This is a genomic window from Gordonia marina, from assembly GCF_052036135.1.
GTDB lineage: Bacteria > Actinomycetota > Actinomycetes > Mycobacteriales > Mycobacteriaceae > Gordonia.
Window position 1 is genome coordinate 35,917 of sequence record NZ_JBPSDN010000021.1, and the last position, 19,033, is coordinate 54,949.

General features: G+C 70.9%; 17 protein-coding genes. 7 read left to right on the plus strand and 10 right to left on the minus strand.

All coding sequences use genetic code 11. The features are described 5' to 3' along the window. Window positions 1-26: 26 nt before the first annotated feature. On the plus strand, window positions 27-767 hold the full coding sequence (gene yaaA, locus ACSEEN_RS14020; protein WP_247863847.1) for a peroxide stress protein YaaA: 741 nt from the start codon (window positions 27-29) through the stop codon (window positions 765-767). Window positions 768-1,360: 593 nt separating this feature from the next. Here the strand turns inward: yaaA and ACSEEN_RS14025 are convergent. From ACSEEN_RS14025 to ACSEEN_RS14045, 5 genes are all read right to left on the minus strand, one after another. Next, a complete protein-coding gene (locus tag ACSEEN_RS14025) occupies window positions 1,361-2,938 on the minus strand; it encodes a hypothetical protein (protein WP_298443020.1) in 1,578 nt (525 codons plus the stop codon). Beyond that, window positions 2,935-3,717 carry a phosphatase PAP2 family protein gene (locus ACSEEN_RS14030; protein ID WP_247863849.1) on the minus strand — a complete coding sequence of 261 codons (783 nt, stop codon included), beginning with the start codon at window positions 3,715-3,717 and terminating at the stop codon, window positions 2,935-2,937. The genes ACSEEN_RS14025 and ACSEEN_RS14030 overlap by 4 nt, the downstream gene beginning before the upstream one ends. A 202-nt stretch (window positions 3,718-3,919) precedes the next feature. Beyond that, window positions 3,920-4,399, minus strand: coding sequence for a hypothetical protein (locus ACSEEN_RS14035; RefSeq protein ID WP_247863850.1), 480 nt, complete (start codon window positions 4,397-4,399; stop codon window positions 3,920-3,922). After that, entirely contained in the window at window positions 4,396-5,637 is a 1,242-nt protein-coding gene (cobA, locus tag ACSEEN_RS14040; protein WP_440713494.1) for a uroporphyrinogen-III C-methyltransferase, read from the minus strand. The genes ACSEEN_RS14035 and cobA overlap by 4 nt, the downstream gene beginning before the upstream one ends. Window positions 5,638-5,693: 56 nt before the next feature. After that, on the minus strand, window positions 5,694-6,668 hold the full coding sequence (locus ACSEEN_RS14045) for an acyl-ACP desaturase (protein ID WP_247863852.1): 975 nt from the start codon (window positions 6,666-6,668) through the stop codon (window positions 5,694-5,696). A 107-nt stretch (window positions 6,669-6,775) separates the two neighbouring features. Between ACSEEN_RS14045 and ACSEEN_RS14050 the strand changes: the two genes are divergently transcribed. From ACSEEN_RS14050 to ACSEEN_RS14065, 4 genes are all read left to right on the plus strand, one after another. Next, the gene (locus tag ACSEEN_RS14050; protein ID WP_247863853.1) at window positions 6,776-7,450 is read left to right on the plus strand and encodes a response regulator; all 675 of its coding nucleotides are present in this window, start codon (window positions 6,776-6,778) and stop codon (window positions 7,448-7,450) included. A gap of 73 nt (window positions 7,451-7,523) precedes the next feature. After that, window positions 7,524-8,234 carry a hypothetical protein gene (locus tag ACSEEN_RS14055; RefSeq protein ID WP_440713495.1) on the plus strand — a complete coding sequence of 237 codons (711 nt, stop codon included), beginning with the start codon at window positions 7,524-7,526 and terminating at the stop codon, window positions 8,232-8,234. 5 nt (window positions 8,235-8,239) lie between these two features. Continuing rightward, window positions 8,240-8,740: a pyridoxamine 5'-phosphate oxidase family protein gene (locus ACSEEN_RS14060; RefSeq protein WP_440713496.1), complete on the plus strand. Its 501-nt coding sequence runs from the start codon at window positions 8,240-8,242 to the stop codon at window positions 8,738-8,740. Window positions 8,741-8,758: 18 nt separating this feature from the next. Next, window positions 8,759-9,193: an SRPBCC family protein gene (locus ACSEEN_RS14065; protein WP_440713497.1), complete on the plus strand. Its 435-nt coding sequence runs from the start codon at window positions 8,759-8,761 to the stop codon at window positions 9,191-9,193. 22 nt (window positions 9,194-9,215) lie between these two features. Here ACSEEN_RS14065 and ACSEEN_RS14070 read toward each other — a convergent pair whose 3' ends face one another. From ACSEEN_RS14070 to mqo, 5 genes are read right to left on the minus strand one after another with little or no spacing between them, the layout of a single operon-like run. After that, window positions 9,216-10,886 (minus strand): GAF domain-containing sensor histidine kinase, encoded by a 1,671-nt coding sequence (locus ACSEEN_RS14070; protein WP_298442999.1) that lies wholly within the window; start codon window positions 10,884-10,886, stop codon window positions 9,216-9,218. Continuing rightward, entirely contained in the window at window positions 10,883-12,271 is a 1,389-nt protein-coding gene (locus ACSEEN_RS14075) for a cobyrinic acid a,c-diamide synthase CobB (protein ID WP_440713512.1), read from the minus strand. The genes ACSEEN_RS14070 and ACSEEN_RS14075 overlap by 4 nt, the downstream gene beginning before the upstream one ends. Continuing rightward, window positions 12,268-12,885, minus strand: coding sequence for a cob(I)yrinic acid a,c-diamide adenosyltransferase (cobO, locus tag ACSEEN_RS14080; protein ID WP_298441537.1), 618 nt, complete (start codon window positions 12,883-12,885; stop codon window positions 12,268-12,270). The genes ACSEEN_RS14075 and cobO overlap by 4 nt, the downstream gene beginning before the upstream one ends. 55 nt (window positions 12,886-12,940) lie before the next feature. After that, window positions 12,941-14,893 (minus strand): VWA domain-containing protein, encoded by a 1,953-nt coding sequence (locus ACSEEN_RS14085; RefSeq protein WP_440713498.1) that lies wholly within the window; start codon window positions 14,891-14,893, stop codon window positions 12,941-12,943. A gap of 2 nt (window positions 14,894-14,895) precedes the next feature. Beyond that, window positions 14,896-16,431 carry a malate dehydrogenase (quinone) gene (gene mqo, locus ACSEEN_RS14090; protein ID WP_283255215.1) on the minus strand — a complete coding sequence of 512 codons (1,536 nt, stop codon included), beginning with the start codon at window positions 16,429-16,431 and terminating at the stop codon, window positions 14,896-14,898. Between the two features lie 145 nt (window positions 16,432-16,576). Here mqo and ACSEEN_RS14095 point away from each other — a divergent pair, with 145 nt between their 5' ends. Then, window positions 16,577-17,632: an alpha/beta hydrolase gene (locus tag ACSEEN_RS14095; RefSeq protein ID WP_247863860.1), complete on the plus strand. Its 1,056-nt coding sequence runs from the start codon at window positions 16,577-16,579 to the stop codon at window positions 17,630-17,632. Further along, the gene (locus ACSEEN_RS14100) at window positions 17,629-19,032 is read left to right on the plus strand and encodes a mycothione reductase (RefSeq protein WP_440713499.1); all 1,404 of its coding nucleotides are present in this window, start codon (window positions 17,629-17,631) and stop codon (window positions 19,030-19,032) included. The genes ACSEEN_RS14095 and ACSEEN_RS14100 overlap by 4 nt, the downstream gene beginning before the upstream one ends. Window position 19,033: the final 1 nt, after the last annotated feature.

The following is a 19,033-nucleotide window of genomic DNA, read 5'->3' on the forward strand; positions in this document are numbered from 1 at the left end:
CCCGGCGCCTTCGTTAGGGTGTTCGGGTGCTGGTGATCCTCCCTCCCTCCGAGACCAAGTCCGACGGCGGGTCGGGCGCCCCGCTCGACCTGGACCGGTTGTGGCTGCCGGAACTGAATCCGGTACGACGGCGCATCGCCGACGCGCTGGTCGAGCTGGCCGCCGATCTGGATGCGTCGCAGCGGGCGCTCGGCCTGGGTAAGGCGCAGCTCGCCGAGGTCGACCGCAACGCCGATCTGTTCGAGTCACCGACCCGCCCGGCGATCGAGCGGTACACCGGTGTCGCCTACGACGCCCTCGACTACCGCGGCCTCACCCGCGCGTCGAAGGCCAAGGCCGCCGACCGCCTGGCGATCGGCTCGGCACTGTTCGGCGTCGTCCGCGCGAGCGACCCGATCCCCGCCTACCGGCTGTCCGGCGGTTCCAAACTGCCCGGATTCGGCACCCTCGCCTCGGTGTGGAAGCCGGCGCTCTCCCCCGCCCTCGACGCGATCGACGACTTCGTCCTCGACCTCCGGTCGGGCGCCTATCTCTCCCTCGGACCGGTGCGCGGCGCGGTGACCGCCACCGTCGTCACCGAACGCCCGGACGGCTCACGCACCGTGGTGAGCCACTTCAACAAGCACTACAAGGGCCTGATCGCCCGCGATCTGGTCCGCACCCGCGCCAGGGTCGGCGACATCGACAAGCTCGCGGCGGTGCTGTCCGACGCCGGCCACCACGTGGAGATCACCTCACCGACCGAGATCACCGTCGTCACCGAGTGAGTGGCCGACACGCCGCCAGCGGCGCCGACCGAAGCCCGCGACCGACGCGCACACCAGCGCCTGCGCGCTACCGCACGCCAGCCGAGCCGGGCGAAGCGCAAGCCGAGTCCGAGTCGAAGTCAAACCTCAAACCCTGCGCGACGACCGTTGCCCGGACGACGCCACGCCCCTGTCCTGTCACGAGTGGCAGAGGGAGTCGCTGTCAGCAGAATCATAAGTGAGCGTGCCGTCCACCTCGTCATGTCCACTTTCCACGCCCTCGATCAGAACTGATGAGAAGCGGCCCCGGTACTCGGGACGGTTCACCGACGTCACGACCGACTTGCACACATCGGCAACATCACCCGAGCTACCGACTCGGACGCCGAGTGTGCACGACGACTGGAGTACGCCGCCACCCAGGCGTCGCCGTCCAGCCCGCAGGAGGTCGAGGCCAGTTGGGCGGAGGGTCGAACTGCAACTGAGATCGGCTTCGGCCCTGTCGTGGATCGGTCACAGCCGAGGCCGGTCCCCGAACGCGGTAAGGAAGCGCGTTCCGCAATCTGTCGCGACCGGGCACACGGCATGACGACGCCGGCAGACCGCACGCCCGCCTACGACGGGCAGGTCAGCGTGTCGCCGGTGAACACTCCGCGGAGACTGAACTGGCCCTGCAGCTCGTACCGGCCGGGCCGGTCGGCGTGCAGTTCGATCCAGCCGTCGTCGGTGGAGGTGATGCAGGCCGTCGTCGCCGGATCGGCCTCCGGCCGGGCCGTCAGGTAGCGGTTGGGCCGGATCCGGATCGGGAACACGCCCGCCTTCGGGACATCGATCACCATGCGCGACGGCGAGTCGCTGACCAGCGTCAACGGCGCCGGCACGATGTCGGTCGGATCGGCGACCCGGTACAGCGTCCACTCGCTGTTGCGCCAGATCTCCGTGAGATACGGCAGACCGCCCCCGACCAGATCCGCCTCGCGCTGCATGGAACGCAGCGGTTTGGACGACACGGCGACGTAGGCCACGGCGTTGTCCGCCAGCCACGCACGGTAGCTGTCCGCGGTGAGGGCGTCGGGGGTGTAGAAGATCGGGTTGTAGCGCGCGTCGGTCTGGTTCTCCCAGCCGCGCGCGAGCTTGGCCGTCCCGGCCAGCATGTGCGAGCCGACATGCGTGCCGGCGTCGACCAGCTCGACGCGGTGGTTGCCGAGGCCGTGGTCGCGCGCCAGTTCTTCGGCGAGCGGCGTGTACGACGTCGCCGGGTCGTCGATCCGCGCCGCCGCCGTCAGGTCGGAGATCGCCACGAACAGCGCGTACACCAGCGCCGGGACCAGGAGCAGGGCCAGGACCCGTGGGGAACGCCGGGAGTAGTAGAGCGCCAGGCACGGCAGCACGAAGTAGAAGAACCGGGCGATGTTGGAGCCGACGCCGGTCGGGATGAAGAACAGGAGGAGCGCCGCGGCGATCGACAGCGGCACGATCAGTTTGGCCGGCGGCTCGGTGATCGCCGCCCACGCGCAGGCCGCGATCGCCAGGCACCAGAACAGCGTCGTCGCCGGGAACACCTGCGACCCCGGCGCGCCGAACAGCACGAACGGGATGGCGACGCCGGCCGCACTGCCCGCCACGACGGCCCACGTCGACGCCGTCCGCGTCACCGAGTACGCGAGGAACGGCACCGCCGCCATGCCGACGAAGGCCGGGGCGAGCGGGCTGGCCAGACCGGCCACCAGCAGGCCGGCCGCGCCGACGAGGGGATGCACGCGTCTCGCGGCCAGGAGCGCGGCCAGCGCGATCGCCGCGCCCACCGCGAACGCCACGCGCCCGGACATCATGTTGAGGATCGCCGCGCCGGTGACGGCCCAGGCCAGCGCCGTCGGGTGCGTCGCACGGCGGGACAGCGGATACGCCATGGCCGCGATCGCCAGCGTCGACAGACACAGCAGCGGCAGCGAGCCGATCCACGCCGACATCGTCGGCACGATCAGCGAGTAGCTCCCCGGGGACACCCCGCCGAACCAGTCGAACCAGTACGCGAGTCCGACGCCCGCGCGCGCCGCCCCCTCGCGGGCCAGGGCCGCCTGCATGTCCGAGACGGCCGGCCCGACGGCCCACAGCACCGCGCTGACCACCGCGGTCACCGCGATCGGCAACCACGCCCGGCGCAGGTGCGTCGCAGCGGGTGCCGTACTCACGACGCGGCCGGTCCCGATCGTCGCAGGGCGTAGCGCAGATAACAGCGCCACGCGTACCGCAGACCGAAGGCGATCAGCGCACCGGCGGCGAGCGTCGCCAGTCCGGCGAGCACATCGAGCAGATAGTGGTTGCCGGTGCCCATCACGACGAAGAACGTGGTGAACGGGTACAGCAGGCCCAGCACGCGGACCCACAGCCGGCGGGCGTACAGCCACAGCATGATCCCGCACCAGGTGGCCCACGCGCAGTGCAGCGACGGCATCGCGGCGAACTGGTTCGACACGGCGTCCGACGCCGGCGCCCCGGATTCCGGCCACCAGCCCCACGACCCGGTCTTGGCCATGATGTCGACGAAGTGCTCGTCGGCGAACATCCGCGGCGGCGCGGTGGGCATGGCGAAGAATCCGATCAGCGCGAGCAGCGTCGTCAGCACCAGCACCGAACTGCCCAGCCGGTAGCGCGATCGGTGCGCGACGAACAGCCAGATCAGCACCGCCGGGGTGACGATGAAGTGCAGCGACGCGTAGTCGACCGCGCACACCGCGGCGACCGCCGGTGTGTGGTCGACGAAGCTGTTGAGACCCCGCTCCCACGCGAGCCCCCAGCGGTCCTCGAAGTCGAGGATCCACCGGCCGTTGACGAACGCCTGGCTGACCTCGCTGTGCACCGAATTCCGGATCACCGAGTAGATCGCGTACAGACCGCCGAGCACGATGATCTCGACCCACCAGCGCGGCTGGATGAAGTAGTCGAGCACGCGCGCGAGCGCGACCGGCATCCGTCCGAGACGCGCCGCGAGCACGGACTGCGGCCGGGGTCGGGCGACAGGTGCCCCAGCGACAGGTGCATCGGCGCGTACGGCCGGCTCCCTGACTTCGGTCACTGCCCACATCCGTTCCACGCGCGCAGGGGCCTTCGGGCACGCCTGCGGTTCACATACCTCTATGCAGAGTACGGGGCGGCGCGCTCGCCGCAAGAATCTACGAACCGGCCTGTGGGAAGAACCACTGCTGGTCGTCGCCGGATTCGCGCTGTTCGCCGGGGTCGTCCACGGCGTTGTCGACGACCTGCGCCAGCTGCGCCTTCTGCGCCCGGACACGACCGTATCCGTACGCCGCGGCCATCCCGACGACACCGGTCGCCAGCCCGGCGAGCATCCCGATCGTCGTCGACCCACCGCCGGCGTCGACGGAGATCCGGTAGATCCAGCCGTTCAGCGCGATCACCGCCAGCGCGCCGAAGGTCAGCGGCCACACGTACACCGTCCACGCGGTCTCCGGGGCCGGCGGAATGCCGCGCCGCCGGCGGTACCACTGCCAGCACGACAGCACGACGACGGCGACGCCCACCAGGATCGCGGTGACCCACGGCGAGACCCACCACGCCGCGACCGCGGCGACCAGCAGGATCAGCCCGGCGACGACGGCCGCGACCTGGCCCGCGGCGCTCGGCCGGCTCATCGCCGCACCTGCTCGTCGCCGAAACCCAGCGCCCGATCGGCGTCGGTGAATCCCGCGACCGGGCCGATCACCACGATCGCCGGGGGCGTCAGCTTCTGCTCGTGCGCGGTCTGCGCCGCGTGGGCGAGATCGGTGCGGATCAGCCGCTGGTCGGCACGCGACGCGTTCTCGATCAGTGCCACCGGCGTGTCGGCGGGCTTGCCGCCGTCGAGCAGCGCGGCGGCGAAGGCATCGAGCCGCTGGACCGCCATCATCAGCACCAGGGTGCCGCGGAGCCGGGCCAGCGCGGCCCAATCGGTCAGCGAGTCGGGGTGTCCGGGGGCGACGTGCCCGGAGACGATCACGATCTCGTGGGTCACGCCGCGGTGGGTCACCGGGATCCCGGCGAGCGCGGGCGCGGAGATCGGCGAGGTGATGCCGGGCACCACGGTCACCGGCACCCCGGCGTCGACGCAGGCCTGAAGTTCCTCGAAGCCGCGCCCGTACACGTACGGGTCGCCGCCCTTGAGCCGGACCACGAACTTCCCGGCCCGGGCCCGGTCGACGAGGATCTCGTTGATCTTCTCCTGACGCATCGCCCGCCCGTAGGGCACCTTGGCGGCGTCGATCACCTCGACCTGCGGGCCGAGTTCATCGAGCAAGCCGCCGGGCGCCAGGCGATCGGCGACGACGACGTCCGCGCGTGCCAGCAGGCGCCGGCCGCGCACGGTGATCAGTTCGGGGTCGCCCGGCCCCCCGCCGACCAGCGCCACTCCGGGGGCGTGCGGCGCGGCCGTATCCAGCGTGAGTCCGGATCCGTCGGCGAGGGCCGCCGAGATGGCGGCGCGCACCGCCGCGCTGCGCCGGTGGTCGCCGCCCGCCAGGACGCCGAACTGCAGGCCGTCGTGCCGCCCCGAGGCCGGGGTGACGGCCGTGCCTTCCCGGCCGTCGTCGGCACGGACGCAGAAGATCCGGTGCGCGGTGGCCTCGGCGACCACCGCGGCGTTGACCGCCGGATCGTCGGTGCAGGCCAGCACGTACCAGGCGCCGTCCAGGTCGCCGGCGGCGTAGGCGCGCCGCTGCACGTGCACGGCCGGCTCGGCCTCCACGGTGGGCCGCGGGTCGATCGCGATCACGTGTACGTCGGCGCCGGCGGCGATCAGCTGCGGCAGCCTGCGCTGCGCGACGCTGCCGCCGCCGACCACCACGACCTTGCGTCCGGTCAGGTCCAGCCCCGCCAGATAGTGTCCTTCGCCCATGATCCCCGAGCCTACTTCGCCGATTGTTACGGCCAGATCACCGGACGGCGCGGGACTCAGGCGCTCTTGGCGCGTTCCCGGGCCAGGGCCCGCTCGCGCGAGGCCTCGAACTTGCGGACCTTGATGTTCATCTCTTCGAGGAAGTCGGCGAGCTTCTCGCGGTACATCTCGCCGAGCGGGCCGAAGTCGTTGCGCTCGAAGATCCGCCACTTACGCAGCACCGGCATCACGACCTCCTCCATGTGCTGCGGCAGGTCGTAGATGCCGCCCTTGGCGATCAGCACGGCGTTGCGGCGGAAGTTCGGCATGGTGGCGCCGGGCATCTGGAAGTTGGAGACGATCCCGTAGATCGCCGCCATCGCCTCGTCGGGCACCAGGTCGAGGGCGCCGTCGACGACGTTCCGGTAGAAGAGCATGTGCAGGTTCTCGTCGGCGGCGACACGCTGCAGCATGCGGTCGGCGATCGGGTCGCCGCACGCCTTGCCGGTGTTGCGGTGGCTCACCCGGGTGGCGAGTTCCTGGAACGATACGTAGCTCACCGCGAACAGCATGTCGTAGCTGTGGTCGCGCTGGCCGTCGTCCTCGGGCAGCGGATTGAAGCCGGAGGTCATGTGCGCCATCCGGACTTCTTCCAGTTCCACCGGGTCCACGCCGCGGGTCACCACGAGGTAGTCGCGCATGACGGTGGAGTGCCGCATCTCCTCGGCGGTCCACCGGCCGACCCAGAAGCCCCAGGCGTCGTCGAGGCTGAAGTTCTCGGCGATCACCCGGTGGTACGACGGCAGGTTGTCCTCGGTCAGCAGGTTGGTGATCATCGCGGCCTTGGCGGTCTCCGACAGCTGCGACTGCTCCGGATCCCAGTCGATGCCGCCGAGCATCGCGAAGTTCCGGCCCTCGTCCCACGGCACGTAGTCGTGCGGATGCCAGTCCCGCGTCATCTTCATGTGCCGCTCGACCTCGGTCTCGCAGACGGGCAGCAGTTCCCGGAGAAGATCCGAGCCGCTCATTTTCTTTCCGATGAGAGTGGTCATGGTTTCGATCTTCGTCGTGTGACGGGTGTGGTTCGGAGAGCCGAAAGTCCTGAACCCGCCGGGTCGCCGGTCCGGAATTCGGCGGGCCCTGCGGTACCGTTTCCCCTATGGCGACTCCTCCGAACGCAGCCCCCGGGAAGCCGATCCGCGTCTTCCTCGTCGACGACCACGAGCTGGTTCGCCGTGGTCTGCGTGACCTTCTCGGCACCGCCCCCGACCTGCATGTCGTCGGCGAGGCGGCGAGCGTCAAGGAGGCCGTCGCGGGGATCGGCGCGACCCGGCCGGACGTCGCCGTGCTCGACGTCCGGCTGCCCGACGGCAACGGCGTCGAGCTGTGCCGCGAGGTCCGTTCCCGCGATCCACGGGTCCGCTGCCTGATGCTCACCAGCTACGCCGACGACGACGCGCTGCTGGCCGCCGTGCTCGCCGGCGCCTCCGGTTTCGTCCTCAAGCAGATCCTGGGCGCCAACCTGATCGCCGCGGTGCGCACCATCGGCCAGGGCGGCTCGCTGCTCGACGACCGCAGCACCACCGCCCTGCTCGCCAAGCTGCGCGACGATAAGAAGGAGAAGACCGATCCGCTCGCCGAGCTGACCGGACAGGAGCGCGAGGTCTTCCGGCTGATCGGCGAGGGCCTCACCAACCGCCAGATCGCCGAGCGGATGTTCCTGGCGGAGAAGACGATCAAGAATTACGTCTCGCACATCCTCGCCAAACTCGACATGCAGCGCCGCACCCAGGTCGCGGTGATGGCGACCAAGCTGCGCGAACGCGAACGCTGAAGTTCCCGATGGTCGAGCTGCCATGACGGTCGAGTTGCCATGACGGTCGAGTTGCCATGACGGTCGAGTTGCCATGACGGTCGAGCGAAGTCGAGACCCCGGCCCGGACGACACCCAGACCGAGGCCGCGTACCGGCGGTTCGACATCGAGCTCGGCACCGCGGCGATCGTCGCCGTCCTCTTCCTGCTGCTGCGCCTGCTCGCCGTCGCCCGCTGGGATTGGCACACGGTGGCTCAGATCGCCGACACCTTCGACTTCAGCGATTCCTTCGCCATCGCGTTCGGCACCATCGCGGCGCAGCCGTGGATCACCGGTGCCTTCACCGCCGTCCTGCTTCCGCTGGTCCTGCTGAGACTGTTCTGGCCCCTGCCCGAACAGCGCGGCCGCATCGAGATCTCGACGATCCTCTCGGCGGTCGTGCTCGCGGTGATCGCTTTCACGATGACCGTCACCTACCGCAGCCCGTGGACGCTGGTCGGTGCCGTCGCCTTCGGCGCGGTGCTGGCGGCGATCCGGCGATTCGCCCGCTCGGGCGAGTTGCGCCGTTTCGCACTCGCCGCGACCGGCCGGATCGCGCTCATCGCCGGGATCGGCATCCTCGTCCTCGCGGTGGTCGACGACGAACCGTGGATGGGCGAGGAACACATCACCACCACGACGCGGGGCACGTTCGACGGCTACGTCCTGGAGGAGTCGCCGGGGTTCCTGCACATCCTCACCGCCGACCGCGCGGTGCTCGTGCTGCCGTCGTCGACCGTGACGCGCCGGGAACTGATTGACTGAAGGCCATGACCTCCCCCACACCCGACCGCCCCGAATTCCCCGACGGCTACGGCCTGCCCGAATCGACCGACGGCCTGCTGACCTGGGCCGCCGTCGAACCGAAACTGGTGGCGGCCAAACACTACTGGCTGTGCTCGGTGCGGCCGGACGGCCGGCCGCACAGCGTGCCGCGCTGGGGCGTGTGGGTCGACGGCCGCTTCTACTACGACGGTGCGCCCACCACCCGGCACACCCGCAACGTCGAGGCGAACCCGAACGTCACCCTGACCCTGGAGAGCGGCACCGACGTGGTGATCGTCGAGGGGACCTCGAGCGCCACCCGGGCCGACGCCGACGGACTCGGTGCACGACTCGCCGCGGCCTTCGCCAAGTACCACGACGACGGCTACCGGCCCGAGCCCGGCGCCTGGTCCGGCGCGGACGGCGGCGGCCTGCGGGTGATCGTGCCGCACCGGGTGCTCGCCTGGTCGTCGTTCCCGGCCGACTGCACCCGCTTCCGCTTCTGACGACGAAGGAGCCGTCCCGTGGTTGAACTGACCGTCGAACGAACCATCGCCGCACCGGCGGACGAGGTGTACGCCTGGCTGACCGATCCGGCGAACCTCACCCGTGCGCCGCTGGCGCTCACCGCACGCTGGACGTCCGGAAACGGCGAGGCGGGCAGCGTGCGCGAGGTTCTGGCACTCGGGCTCTGGGCCCGGGAGAAGATCGTCGCCGCCGATCCGCCGCACCGCTACGAGTATCTGATCCTCACCTCGGTGCCGGCGATCGACCACCGCGGCGGCACCATCACCCTGACCGCCGGCGACGACGGGACCACGGCCGTGCGGTGGACCTCCGACTACACCCATCCCGCGCGTGGAGGCGGCAAGCCGATGGCGGCGATCACCTCGCGGCTGCTGCCGCGCAGCTTCGCGGCCGTCCTGGCCGCGTGCGCCCACGACCTGGAGGGCCGCTGATCCGGCCCGCCCGCCGCGGCGATCAGTCGAGCGGTACCTCCCAGATCAGGACGGTGCCGCGGCCGGGGGCGGTGTCGACGGTGAAGTTGCCGTCGCACTCGTCGGCCCGGCGCGTCAGATTGTCCAGACCCCGGTAGCCGACGTCGGTCGGGATTCCGCAGCCGTCGTCGCTGATCTCCACGGTCAGTACGTCGTCAGCGACGATCCGGACGCCGATCCGCATCGCCCCGGAATGCCGCAGCGCGTTCGACAGCCCCTCGCGGAGCACCGCCTCGATGTGCGGGGCCAGCCGGTCGGGAACCAGGGTGTCGACCGGCCCGGCGAACGACACGCTCGGCACAATCGGCGCATGCCGCGCGAGTTCGGCGACCACGTCGAGCACCTTGCGGCGCAGCGTGACCGACTCCCCGTGCAGGGACGACGACTGAAGGTCGAAGATCGACGTCCGGATCTGCGCGATGGTGGCGTCGAGGTCGACGATCACCTGCGCCATCCGCTCCTCCACCTGGTTCGGCGCGGCCAGCATGGTCTGCAACGACATGCCGATGGCGAAGAGCCGCTGGATCACGTGGTCGTGCAGGTCGCGCGCGATCCGGTGGCGGTCCTCCAGCGTCTCCAGTTCGCGCGTGAGCTGCTGCTGCTCGGCGTAGGCGATCGCCAGCGAGGCCACCCGGGCGACGCCCGCCAGACCGGCGATCTCCTCGGGCTCCCAGTTCGGGCGGTCGACGTGGGTCAGCACGATCGCCCCGTAGTCACCGGGCGTCTGCTGCATCGGCTGCGCCGTCTTCCAGCGGGCCCCGCGCCGCAGCCACTGGGCACCCGATGCCTCGCTCACGCTGAACGTCAGTCCCGGCCAGGTGATGTCGGCGGGTTCGACGGGCCGCCCGGTGTGCCCGTGCAGGCACGGCTGGCCGCCCTGCATCGAGACGATGAACACGTCGGTGGCCCCGGTCAGCGCCGCGACGTCCGCGCACAGCCCGTTGAGCGTGTCGTCCAGTGCCAGGCCGGCCATCGGCTCGGACCCGCGGTGCGCCAGGATCTCCATCCACCGATGCCGGGTGCGCTGGCGTTCGTACATCCGCGCGTTGTCGACCGCGATACCGGCCGCCACCGCGAGCACCGACACGATCTGTTCGTCCTGCGGGGTGAACTCGGAGCCGGTCTGTTTCTCGGTGAGATAGATGCTGCCGAACAATTCACCGCGCACGATGATCGGCGCCCCGAGGAAGGTGTCCATCGGCGGATGGTGCGGCGGGAAACCGACCGACGCCGGGTGCTCGCCGAGATGGGCGATCCGCAGCACCTCGGGATGCTGCAGAAGCTCACCAAGCACCCCGCGGCCGATCGGCAGGCCGCCCATCTCGGCGCGCACCTCCGGGGAGATCCCCGTGTAGACGAACGCCTGCAACCGCAGTTCGGGGCTGCGGACGCCGAGCGCGCAGTACTGCGCGTCGAGCACCGCCGCGGCGACGTCGACGATGCGCTGCAGCGCATCGGCCAGGTCCAGCCCCTGCCCCACCAGCAGCACCGCTTCGAGCAGTTCCCGCAGCACGGCCGGATCGGACTGCTCGTCGGTCAGCGCGTCGAGCGCGGTGCGCAGCGCCTCCGAACCGGACGGACGGTGCGGGTCACGGATGCGCAGCTGCGCGGTGAGGTCGGCGTAATCGCCGCGCTCACTGTCGTCGGACGTCATATCCCCTCCGCCGGCCTCTCGTCTACCGCCGCCCGGACGAATCGGGCGATGGCCGCAGGATAGCCCGCGGGATGCAGATGCAGGTACGACGCGTGCACCCCGGCTGTCACCGCGCCGTCGTGGGCCGCGAGCCCGTCGGCGCCCCGCCAGCCCCAGGCCGGCGACGGCGGGTCGTCCCAGTGGACGACGCTGCGGTGGAACTCGTGCCCGGTGACCCGCTCGCCCGCGTCGAACAGCACCGAACCGGTCAGCGCGACGGCGTCGCGATAGCCGAGCGTCAACCGCGGTGTGAACGCGCCCCGTCCGGGCAGTGCACCGGTCATCGGATAGCCGTCGAGCATCCGCTGCAGATAGAGCAGGCCCGCGCATTCGGCGTGCACCGGCCGGCCGGCCGCCACGTGCGCGCGGAGGGCGTCGCGCAGCGGCAGATTGGCGCTCAGCGTCGCGGCGTGCTCCTCCGGGAACCCACCGCCGATCACCACGGCGGCGGCCGGTTCCGGCAGCGACTCGGTGAGCGGATCGAACCCGACCACCTCTGCCCCGGCCGCGGTCAGCAGTTCGGCGTGTTCGGCGTAGGAGAAGGTGAACGCCGGACCACGGGCCACCGCGACCACGGGACGCGACGCCACCGGGTGCGCGACCTCATCGATCGCCGACCACGGCACGCACGCCGGCGAGCGGGCCTGCGCGGCGACCGCGAGGATCGCCGGAAGATCGAGGGCCGCACCGACTTTCGTGGACATGGCGGCGACCGCATCGACGGCCTCGGCGTCTCGCTCGGCGGCCGGGATCAGCCCCAGGTGCCGGGAGGGCACCGACATCGCCGGGTCGCGGCGCAGCACCCCGAGCACGGCCAGTCCGGCGCGGACGCACGCCTGGCGCAGCACCTCCTCGTGGCGGTCCGAACCGACCCGGTTGAGGATCACCCCGGCGATCCGCACCTGTGGCGCATAGCCGACGAAGCCCTGCAGCAGCGCGGCCAGCGACTGGGAGTGCCCCGCGGCGTCGACCACCAGCACCACCGGCGCGCCGATCAGGGTCGCGACGTGGGCGGTCGAACCCAGCCCGAGGTCCGGGGCCGCGGCCGCGATCCGCCCGTCGAACAGGCCCATCACGCCCTCCACGACGGCGACGTCCGCGCCCCGGGCACCCGACACGAACAGCGGCCCGATCCGCTCCTCGCCCACCAGAAGAGGATCCAGGTTGCGTCCGGGCCGGCCCGCCGCGAGGGCGTGATAGCCCGGGTCGATGTAGTCGGGGCCCACCTTGAACGGCGCCACGGTGTGCCCGGCCGCGGTCAGCGCACCGATGAGGCCGGTCGCGACCGTCGTCTTCCCGCTCCCCGAACTCGGCGCGGCGATCACCACCGCCGGGAGGCGGGTCACCACTCGATGCCCTTCTGGCCCTTCCGGCCGGCGTCCATCGGATGCTTGACCTTGGTCATCTCGGTCACCAGGTCGGCGGCCTCGAGCAACGACTCCGGCGCGTACCGGCCAGTGATCACGACGTGCTGGCGGCCCGGCCGGGCACGCAGTGCGGCGACCACCTCGTCGGTGTCGATCCAGCCCCAGTGCAGCGGATAGGTGAACTCGTCGAGGACGTAGAAGTCGTGTTCGTCCGCCGCGATCCGGCGGGCGATCTCGGTCCACCCGGCGCGTGCTGCCTCGGCGTGATCCTGCTCGGCGTCATCGGACCGCCGGATCCACGACCAGCCCTGCCCCATCTTGTGCCACTGCACCGGCCCGCCCTGCCCGGTCTCCTCGTGCACCTTCCCGAGCGCGAGCAGCGCGTTCTCCTCCCCGACCTTCCACTTCGCGCTCTTCACGAACTGGAACACCGCGACGTCCATGCCCGCGTTCCAGGCGCGCAGCGCCATCCCGAAGGCGGCCGTCGACTTCCCCTTGCCCGGCCCGGTGTGGACGGCCAGCACGGGCTGGTTACGGCGCTGGCGGGTGGTCAGACCGTCGTTCGGAACCGACTCGGGCACTCCTTTGGGCATGGATCCAACCCTAGCGGTGCGACGGCGTCCACATGATGATCGAGCGGAGTCGAGATCACCACTCTCGACGAAGCGAGTGGTCTCGACTCCGCTCGACCAGCATGGAGTGCGCTCGCCACGCCAACGAGCCCGCTGATTCACGGCCGGTCACCGCCGTGGCGAGTCCGGAGACGGCGAGCGAATCCATCGAGACGTACTCGGCGCCCATCCGGCGCGCGAGGTCGGCGGCGAGACCGAGACGGATCATGCCCTGTTCGCAGTCCACCACCAGCGACGAGATGCCGCCTCGTGCGATGGCATCGGCGACGGCCGATGCCCGTTCGGGAGCGTTCGGTCCGGCGGTGGCCCGGCCGTCGGTGAGGACCACCAGGAGCGGTCGGCGCTCCGGATCGGTGCGGGCGGCGCGCTCGATCACCCCGAGCGCCGTCGTCAGTCCCTCCGCGAGCGGGGTCCGTCCGCCGGTGCGCACCTGTGCGAGGCGCGCGACGGCCAGATCCACCGAGCGGGTCGGCGGTACCGCCACGGAGGCGCCGCGGCCCGCCGCGACGACCACGGCCACCCGATCGCGCCGGGTGTAGGAGTCGCGCAGCAGGTCGACGCACGCCGTCCGGACGGCGTCGAGCCGGGTGCGGGCGGTCATCGAGCCGGACAGATCCACCACGAAGACCACCAGATTCGACTCCGACCCGATTCGCTGCGCCCCGCGCAGGTCACCGGCCTCGATCGACGGCGTCCCCGCGGCCCGGCCCGCGGCGGAAAGCACCGTCGCGAACAGGTGGACGGGGGTGTCGTGGCTGAAATCGACGGCGTGCGTAGTCATTCCGCGGCGGCTGCGGGCGCGGGAGCGTCGTCCGTCGTCGCCGTCGCCGATACCCGCGGCGCGGAAGACCCGCAGCCGCGACCCGGTGCCCGCGGGCGGGGTCCCGAACGCCGGGCCCGGCGGGGCGTCGCCGCCGTCTGGGGACCCGCCCGAATCGTCGTCCGGCGGACCGTCGGGTTCGGTGTCCGAGGCAGCCTCGCCCGGGCCGTCGTCCGGCTCGGGCGCACCGTCAAAAGGGGGCGGCTCCTGGGCGGCCTGCTCGCCGCGTTCCAGTGCCTCGTCGAGCTGCGAGCGGTCCATGTCGGAGGAGTCGAACGGGTTGCGCCGGCGCCGGTGCGGCAGCGCCAGCTCGACGGCCACCGTCACGTCGTCCTCGGTGACCTCGGCGGCACCGCGCCAGGCGGCGTGCGCGGCCGCGGTGCGCGCCACCACGATGTCACCGCGCAGCCCGTCGACTTCCAGGGCCGCACAGACCGCGGCGATGCGCCGCAGTTCCGCGGACGGGACCGTCACCTCGCCGATCGCCGCCCGCGCGGACGAGATCCGCTGCGCCAGTTCGGCTTCGGCGTCGGCGTAGGACGCCGCGAAGCCTTCCGGGTCGGCGTCGAATGCCATCCGCGCGGTGACGATCGCGACGCGCTCGTCCACTTCGCGCGGACCCGCCACGTCGACGACCAGCCCGAACCGGTCGAGGAGCTGCGGGCGCAGCTCCCCCTCCTCCGGATTCATGGTGCCGACCAGCACGAAGTCCGCCGACTGGGTGTGCGAGACTCCGTCGCGTTCGATGGTCACCCGGCCGCTGGCCGCGGCATCGAGCAGCACGTCCACCAGGTGATCGGACAGCAGGTTGACCTCGTCGATGTACAGCACACCGCCGTCGGCCTGCGCCATCAGGCCGGGAGTGAAGTGCGCCTGGCCGTCGCGCAGCACACGCGTCAGGTCGAGCGAACCGATCACCCGGTCCTCGGTGGCCCCGATGGGCAGTTCCACCACTCGCCCACCGCCGCCGTCGCCCCGCGCGAGCAAGGGCGACAGACCGCGGACGATGGTCGACTTGGCCGTGCCCTTCTCGCCGCGGATCAGCACGCCCCCGATACCCGGCGACACCGCGGACAGGATCAGCGCCAGCTTGAGCCGGTCCTGTCCGACGACCGCGCTGAACGGGTAGCGGGCCGGCGACTGCGACACGCTCAGGCCTGCTCGGCGGCCTCGTGGCGGCCGGCGCCCTCCGGCGCGACGTGCCGGCCGGGGCCGGTGAGCTCGAGGCTGCGGTTGGTCCAGTCCCACATCTGGCGGAACAGCGCCGGGTTGTCGTTGAGCTTCTGGCCGAACGACGGGATCATCTCGGTCAGCTTCGGCGTCCAGCCGTCGAAGCGGTCGCCGAAGCACTGCTTCAGCACGTTCAGCATGGCCGGCACGGCGGTCGACGCGCCCGGCGACGCACCGAGCAGACCGGCGATGGTGCCGTCCGCGGCGGCCACCACGGCGGTGCCGAATTCGAGGTTGCCCTTGTTGCCGGTGGCCCGGATCACCTGCACGCGCTGACCCGCGGTGATCATCTCCCAGTCGCCGCCGGTGGCGCGCGGGACGAACTCCTGCAACGTCTTCACGCGGTCGGCCGACGACGCGGCGAGCTCGCCGATCAGGTACTTGAGCAGGCCGAACTCCTTCGGCGCGATCGACATCATCGGGAGCAGGTTGCCCGGCTTCACCGACTTCGGCAGATCCATCACGCCGCCGGTCTTGAGGAACTTGGGCGACCAGCCGGCATAGGGGCCGAACAGCAGACCCTTGTCGTGGTTGATCACGCGGGTGTCCAAGTGCGGCACCGACATCGGCGGGGCACCGACGGCGGCCTGGCCGTACACCTTGGCCGAATGCTCGGCGATCAGCTCGGGATTGGTGCAGCGGAAGAACTGGCCGGAGACCGGGAAGCCGCCGAAGCCCTTGGCCTCCGGGATACCGGACTTCTGCAGCAGGTGCAGCGCACCGCCGCCGGCGCCGATGAAGACGAACTTGGCCTCGACCCGCAGCACCTCGCCGGTGCGCACGTTGCGGACCTTGACCACCCAGCTGCCGTCGGACTGCTTGGACAGGTTGCGCACCTCGTGGCCGAAGTACAGCTGCGCGTCGCGGCCCACGTAGTTCAGCAGCTGCTGGGTCAGCGCACCGAAGTCGACGTCGGTGCCCTCGGTGTACCAGTTGAGCGCGACCGGATCACCCTCGTAGGTGCGGCCGGCGGCCATCAGCGGGAGCCGCTCGGCGAACTCGGCCTCGTCGGTGATGTACTCCATACCCTCGAACAGGGTCTGACCGGCGAGGGCGGCGTGCCGCTTGGCCAGGTAGTCGACGCCGGCATCGCCGTGACAGAAGCTCACGTGCGGGATCGGGTTGATGAACTCGTCGGGCGCGCCGAGCACACCGTTGTCCACGCCGTACGCCCAGAACTGGCGCGACTGCTGGAACTGCTCGTTGATGCTCAGCGCCTTGGTGATGTCGATCGCGCCGTCGTCACCCATCGGGGTGTAGTTCAGCTCGCAGAGCGCCGAGTGACCGGTGCCCGCGTTGTTCCACGGATCACTGCTCTCCGCGGCCGCGGCGTCGAGACGCTCGAACAGGCTGATCGTCCAGTTCGGCTCCAGCTGCCGCAGCAGGGCACCGAGCGTGGCGCTCATGATGCCGGCGCCGACCAGCGCCACGTCCGTCTTGATCACCTTCTGGGACACGTCAAGCTCACTTCCGTCCGCGCGGCCGCCCCGGTTCGGGTCCGCTCATCGTTCGTCATTGTCCACCATGACGCGCTGACCGCCCGAATCGGAGGTGCCTTTGTGCGATGCACGACACGCGGCACAGGCATCTAAGCTCTACGGTGTGACCTCCCCGAAGTCTTCCGAGCTCGCCCACGAGCACGTCTGGCGTCCCGACCAATTCCTCGACCACTACGAGCTGCTGACGCTCCCGCTCGGTCCCGACCCGGACGGCGAGGACCCGATCAGCGCCACCCTGATCCGCCGGCCCGGCCGCGCGCGGGCCTCCCGCGGCGCGGTGCTCTACGTCCACGGCTTCACCGACTACTTCTTCCAGGAGGAGCTGGCCGACTACTTCGACGGCCTCGGCTACGCCTTCTACGGACTCGACCTGCGCAAATGCGGCCGTTCACTGGCCGCCCATCATCAGCCGCACTTCACCACCGATCTCGCCGTGTACGACGAGGAGCTGACCCTGGCGCTGGACGTGATCACCGATGAGCTGAGCGCGGCCGGCGCGCCGGTCCGCGTCGTGGTCGCCGGGCACTCCACCGGCGGCCTGGTGACCCCGCTGTGGCTCGACCGGCTCCGGGAGACCGACCCGGCACGACACGACCGCATCGCCGGCCTCCTGCTCAACGCCCCGTGGCTCGACATGCAGGGTGAGGCCGTGCTGCGGACCCGCCCGCTCGCCCGGGTGGTGGCCGCGATCGCCAAGGTGCGCCCGAAGGCGGAGGTGCCGCGCGAGTTGTCGTCGTCGTACGGCGAGAGCCTGCACGTCGACTCGGGCGGCGAGTGGTCGTACGACCTGGAGCGCAAACCGCTCGGCGGCTTCCCGGTCACTTTCGGCTGGCTCAACGCGATCCGCCAGGGCCAGTTCACGATTCACGACGGGATCGATGTCGGCGTGCCGGTGCTGGTGCTGCGCTCGGACAAGTCGCACTTCTCGTCGTCGTACGACGTCGCCGTCGACACCGCCGACTGTGTGCTCGACGTGAGCCACATGGCCCGCTGGGCGCCGTTCCTCGGCCGGCGGGTGCTGTCGGTGGTGATCCCCGGCGCCCGGCACGACGCCTTCCTGTCCAAGTCCGTGCCCCGTGAACTCGCTTACGAGGCGGTCGGCGACTGGATGCGCCACGAGATCGACCCCGCCGCCACCACCGAGGAGACCGACGCATGAGCAGCCCGCAGCTGACCGATCTGGCCATCATCGGCACCGGAAGCGGCAATTCGATCCCCGACGAGCGCTTCGACGGCCTCTCGATCGCGATCTTCGAGGAGAGCATCTACGGCGGCACCTGCCTGAACGTGGGCTGCATCCCGACCAAGATGTTCGTCTACGCGGCGGATGTCGCGGCCGAGATCAGATCGGCGGCCGCCTACGACGTGGAGGCGACCTTCGACGGGGTGCGCTGGCCCGAGCTGGTCGCCCGCGTCTTCGGCCGGATCGACCCGATCTCGGCGGGCGGGCGGCGCTACCGCGAGGAGGACTGCCCCAACATCACCGTCTATTCCTCGCACGTGGTGTTCGACGGCCGTGACGACGCGACCGGCCGCTATCGCCTGGTCACCGCCGCCGGCGACGTCGTGCTCGCCACGGAGGTGGTGATCGCCGCCGGTGCGCGGCCGGAGATCCCCGAACCGATCGCGCGCTCGGGTGTCCGCTACTACACCAACGACAACGTCATGCGGCTCCCCGAACTCCCCCGGCGGATGGCGATCGTCGGCAGCGGCTACATCGCGGCGGAGTTCGCGCACGTCTTCGGCGCCCTCGGCACGCAGGTCACGGTGATCGCCCGCGGGCCGGCGCTGCTGCGCAAGCTCGACGCGGAGATCAGCGCCCGCTTCACCGCGATCGCGCAGCGGCAGTGGGACGTTCAGCTCGACGAGACCTGCTCGACCGTCAGCGAGCTGCCTTCCGGCGAGATCCGGCTGGGCTTCGCCTCCGGCGACGACCTGGACGTCGACGTCCTCCTGGTCGCGACCGGCCGCACCCCCAACGGCGACCGGCTCGGCCTGGACACCATCGGGATGGAACTCACCTCCGACGGCCGCGTACCGACCGATGCTCACGGCCGCACCCCCGCGCGCGGGGTGTGGGCGCTCGGTGATGTGAGCTCTCCGTATCAGCTGAAGCACGTGGCGAACCAGGAGCAGCGCACCGTGCAGGAGAACCTGCTGAAGGGCTGGGACGCACCGGATCTCGCGTCGTTCATGCACACCGCCGTACCCGCCGCGGTGTTCACCCACCCGCAGATCGCGGCCGTCGGCCTCACCGAGACAGAGGCCGTGGCGGCCGGTCACCGGATCGCGGTCAAGGTGCAGGCGTACGGCGACGTCGCCTACGGCTGGGCGATGGAGGACACCACCGGGTTCTGCAAGGTGATCGCCGACCGCGACACCGGGCTCCTGCTCGGGGCGCACATTCTGGGCCCGCAGGCGTCGTCGATCATCCAGCCGGTGATCCAGGCGATGAGTTTCGGCCTCGGCGTCGCGGACATGGCCCGCGGCCAGTACTGGATCCACCCGGCGCTCCCCGAGGTGCTGGAGAACGCCCTCCTCGGGCTCGAACTGGACTGAG

Coding starts and splice junctions, on each gene's coding strand:
- ACSEEN_RS14030 (WP_247863849.1), bottom strand. CDS start 3,717: ATGCCGGTCGCGCTCGCGCGCGTGCTCGACTACTTCATCCAGCCGCGC.
- ACSEEN_RS14035 (WP_247863850.1), bottom strand. CDS start 4,399: ATGAGCCGGCCGAGCGCCGCGGGCCAGGTCGCGGCCGTCGTCGCCGGG.
- cobA (WP_440713494.1), bottom strand. CDS start 5,637: ATGGGCGAAGGACACTATCTGGCGGGGCTGGACCTGACCGGACGCAAG.
- ACSEEN_RS14045 (WP_247863852.1), bottom strand. CDS start 6,668: ATGACCACTCTCATCGGAAAGAAAATGAGCGGCTCGGATCTTCTCCGG.
- ACSEEN_RS14050 (WP_247863853.1), top strand. CDS start 6,776: ATGGCGACTCCTCCGAACGCAGCCCCCGGGAAGCCGATCCGCGTCTTC.
- ACSEEN_RS14055 (WP_440713495.1), top strand. CDS start 7,524: ATGACGGTCGAGCGAAGTCGAGACCCCGGCCCGGACGACACCCAGACC.
- ACSEEN_RS14060 (WP_440713496.1), top strand. CDS start 8,240: ATGACCTCCCCCACACCCGACCGCCCCGAATTCCCCGACGGCTACGGC.
- ACSEEN_RS14070 (WP_298442999.1), bottom strand. CDS start 10,886: ATGACGTCCGACGACAGTGAGCGCGGCGATTACGCCGACCTCACCGCG.
- cobO (WP_298441537.1), bottom strand. CDS start 12,885: ATGCCCAAAGGAGTGCCCGAGTCGGTTCCGAACGACGGTCTGACCACC.
- ACSEEN_RS14100 (WP_440713499.1), top strand. CDS start 17,629: ATGAGCAGCCCGCAGCTGACCGATCTGGCCATCATCGGCACCGGAAGC.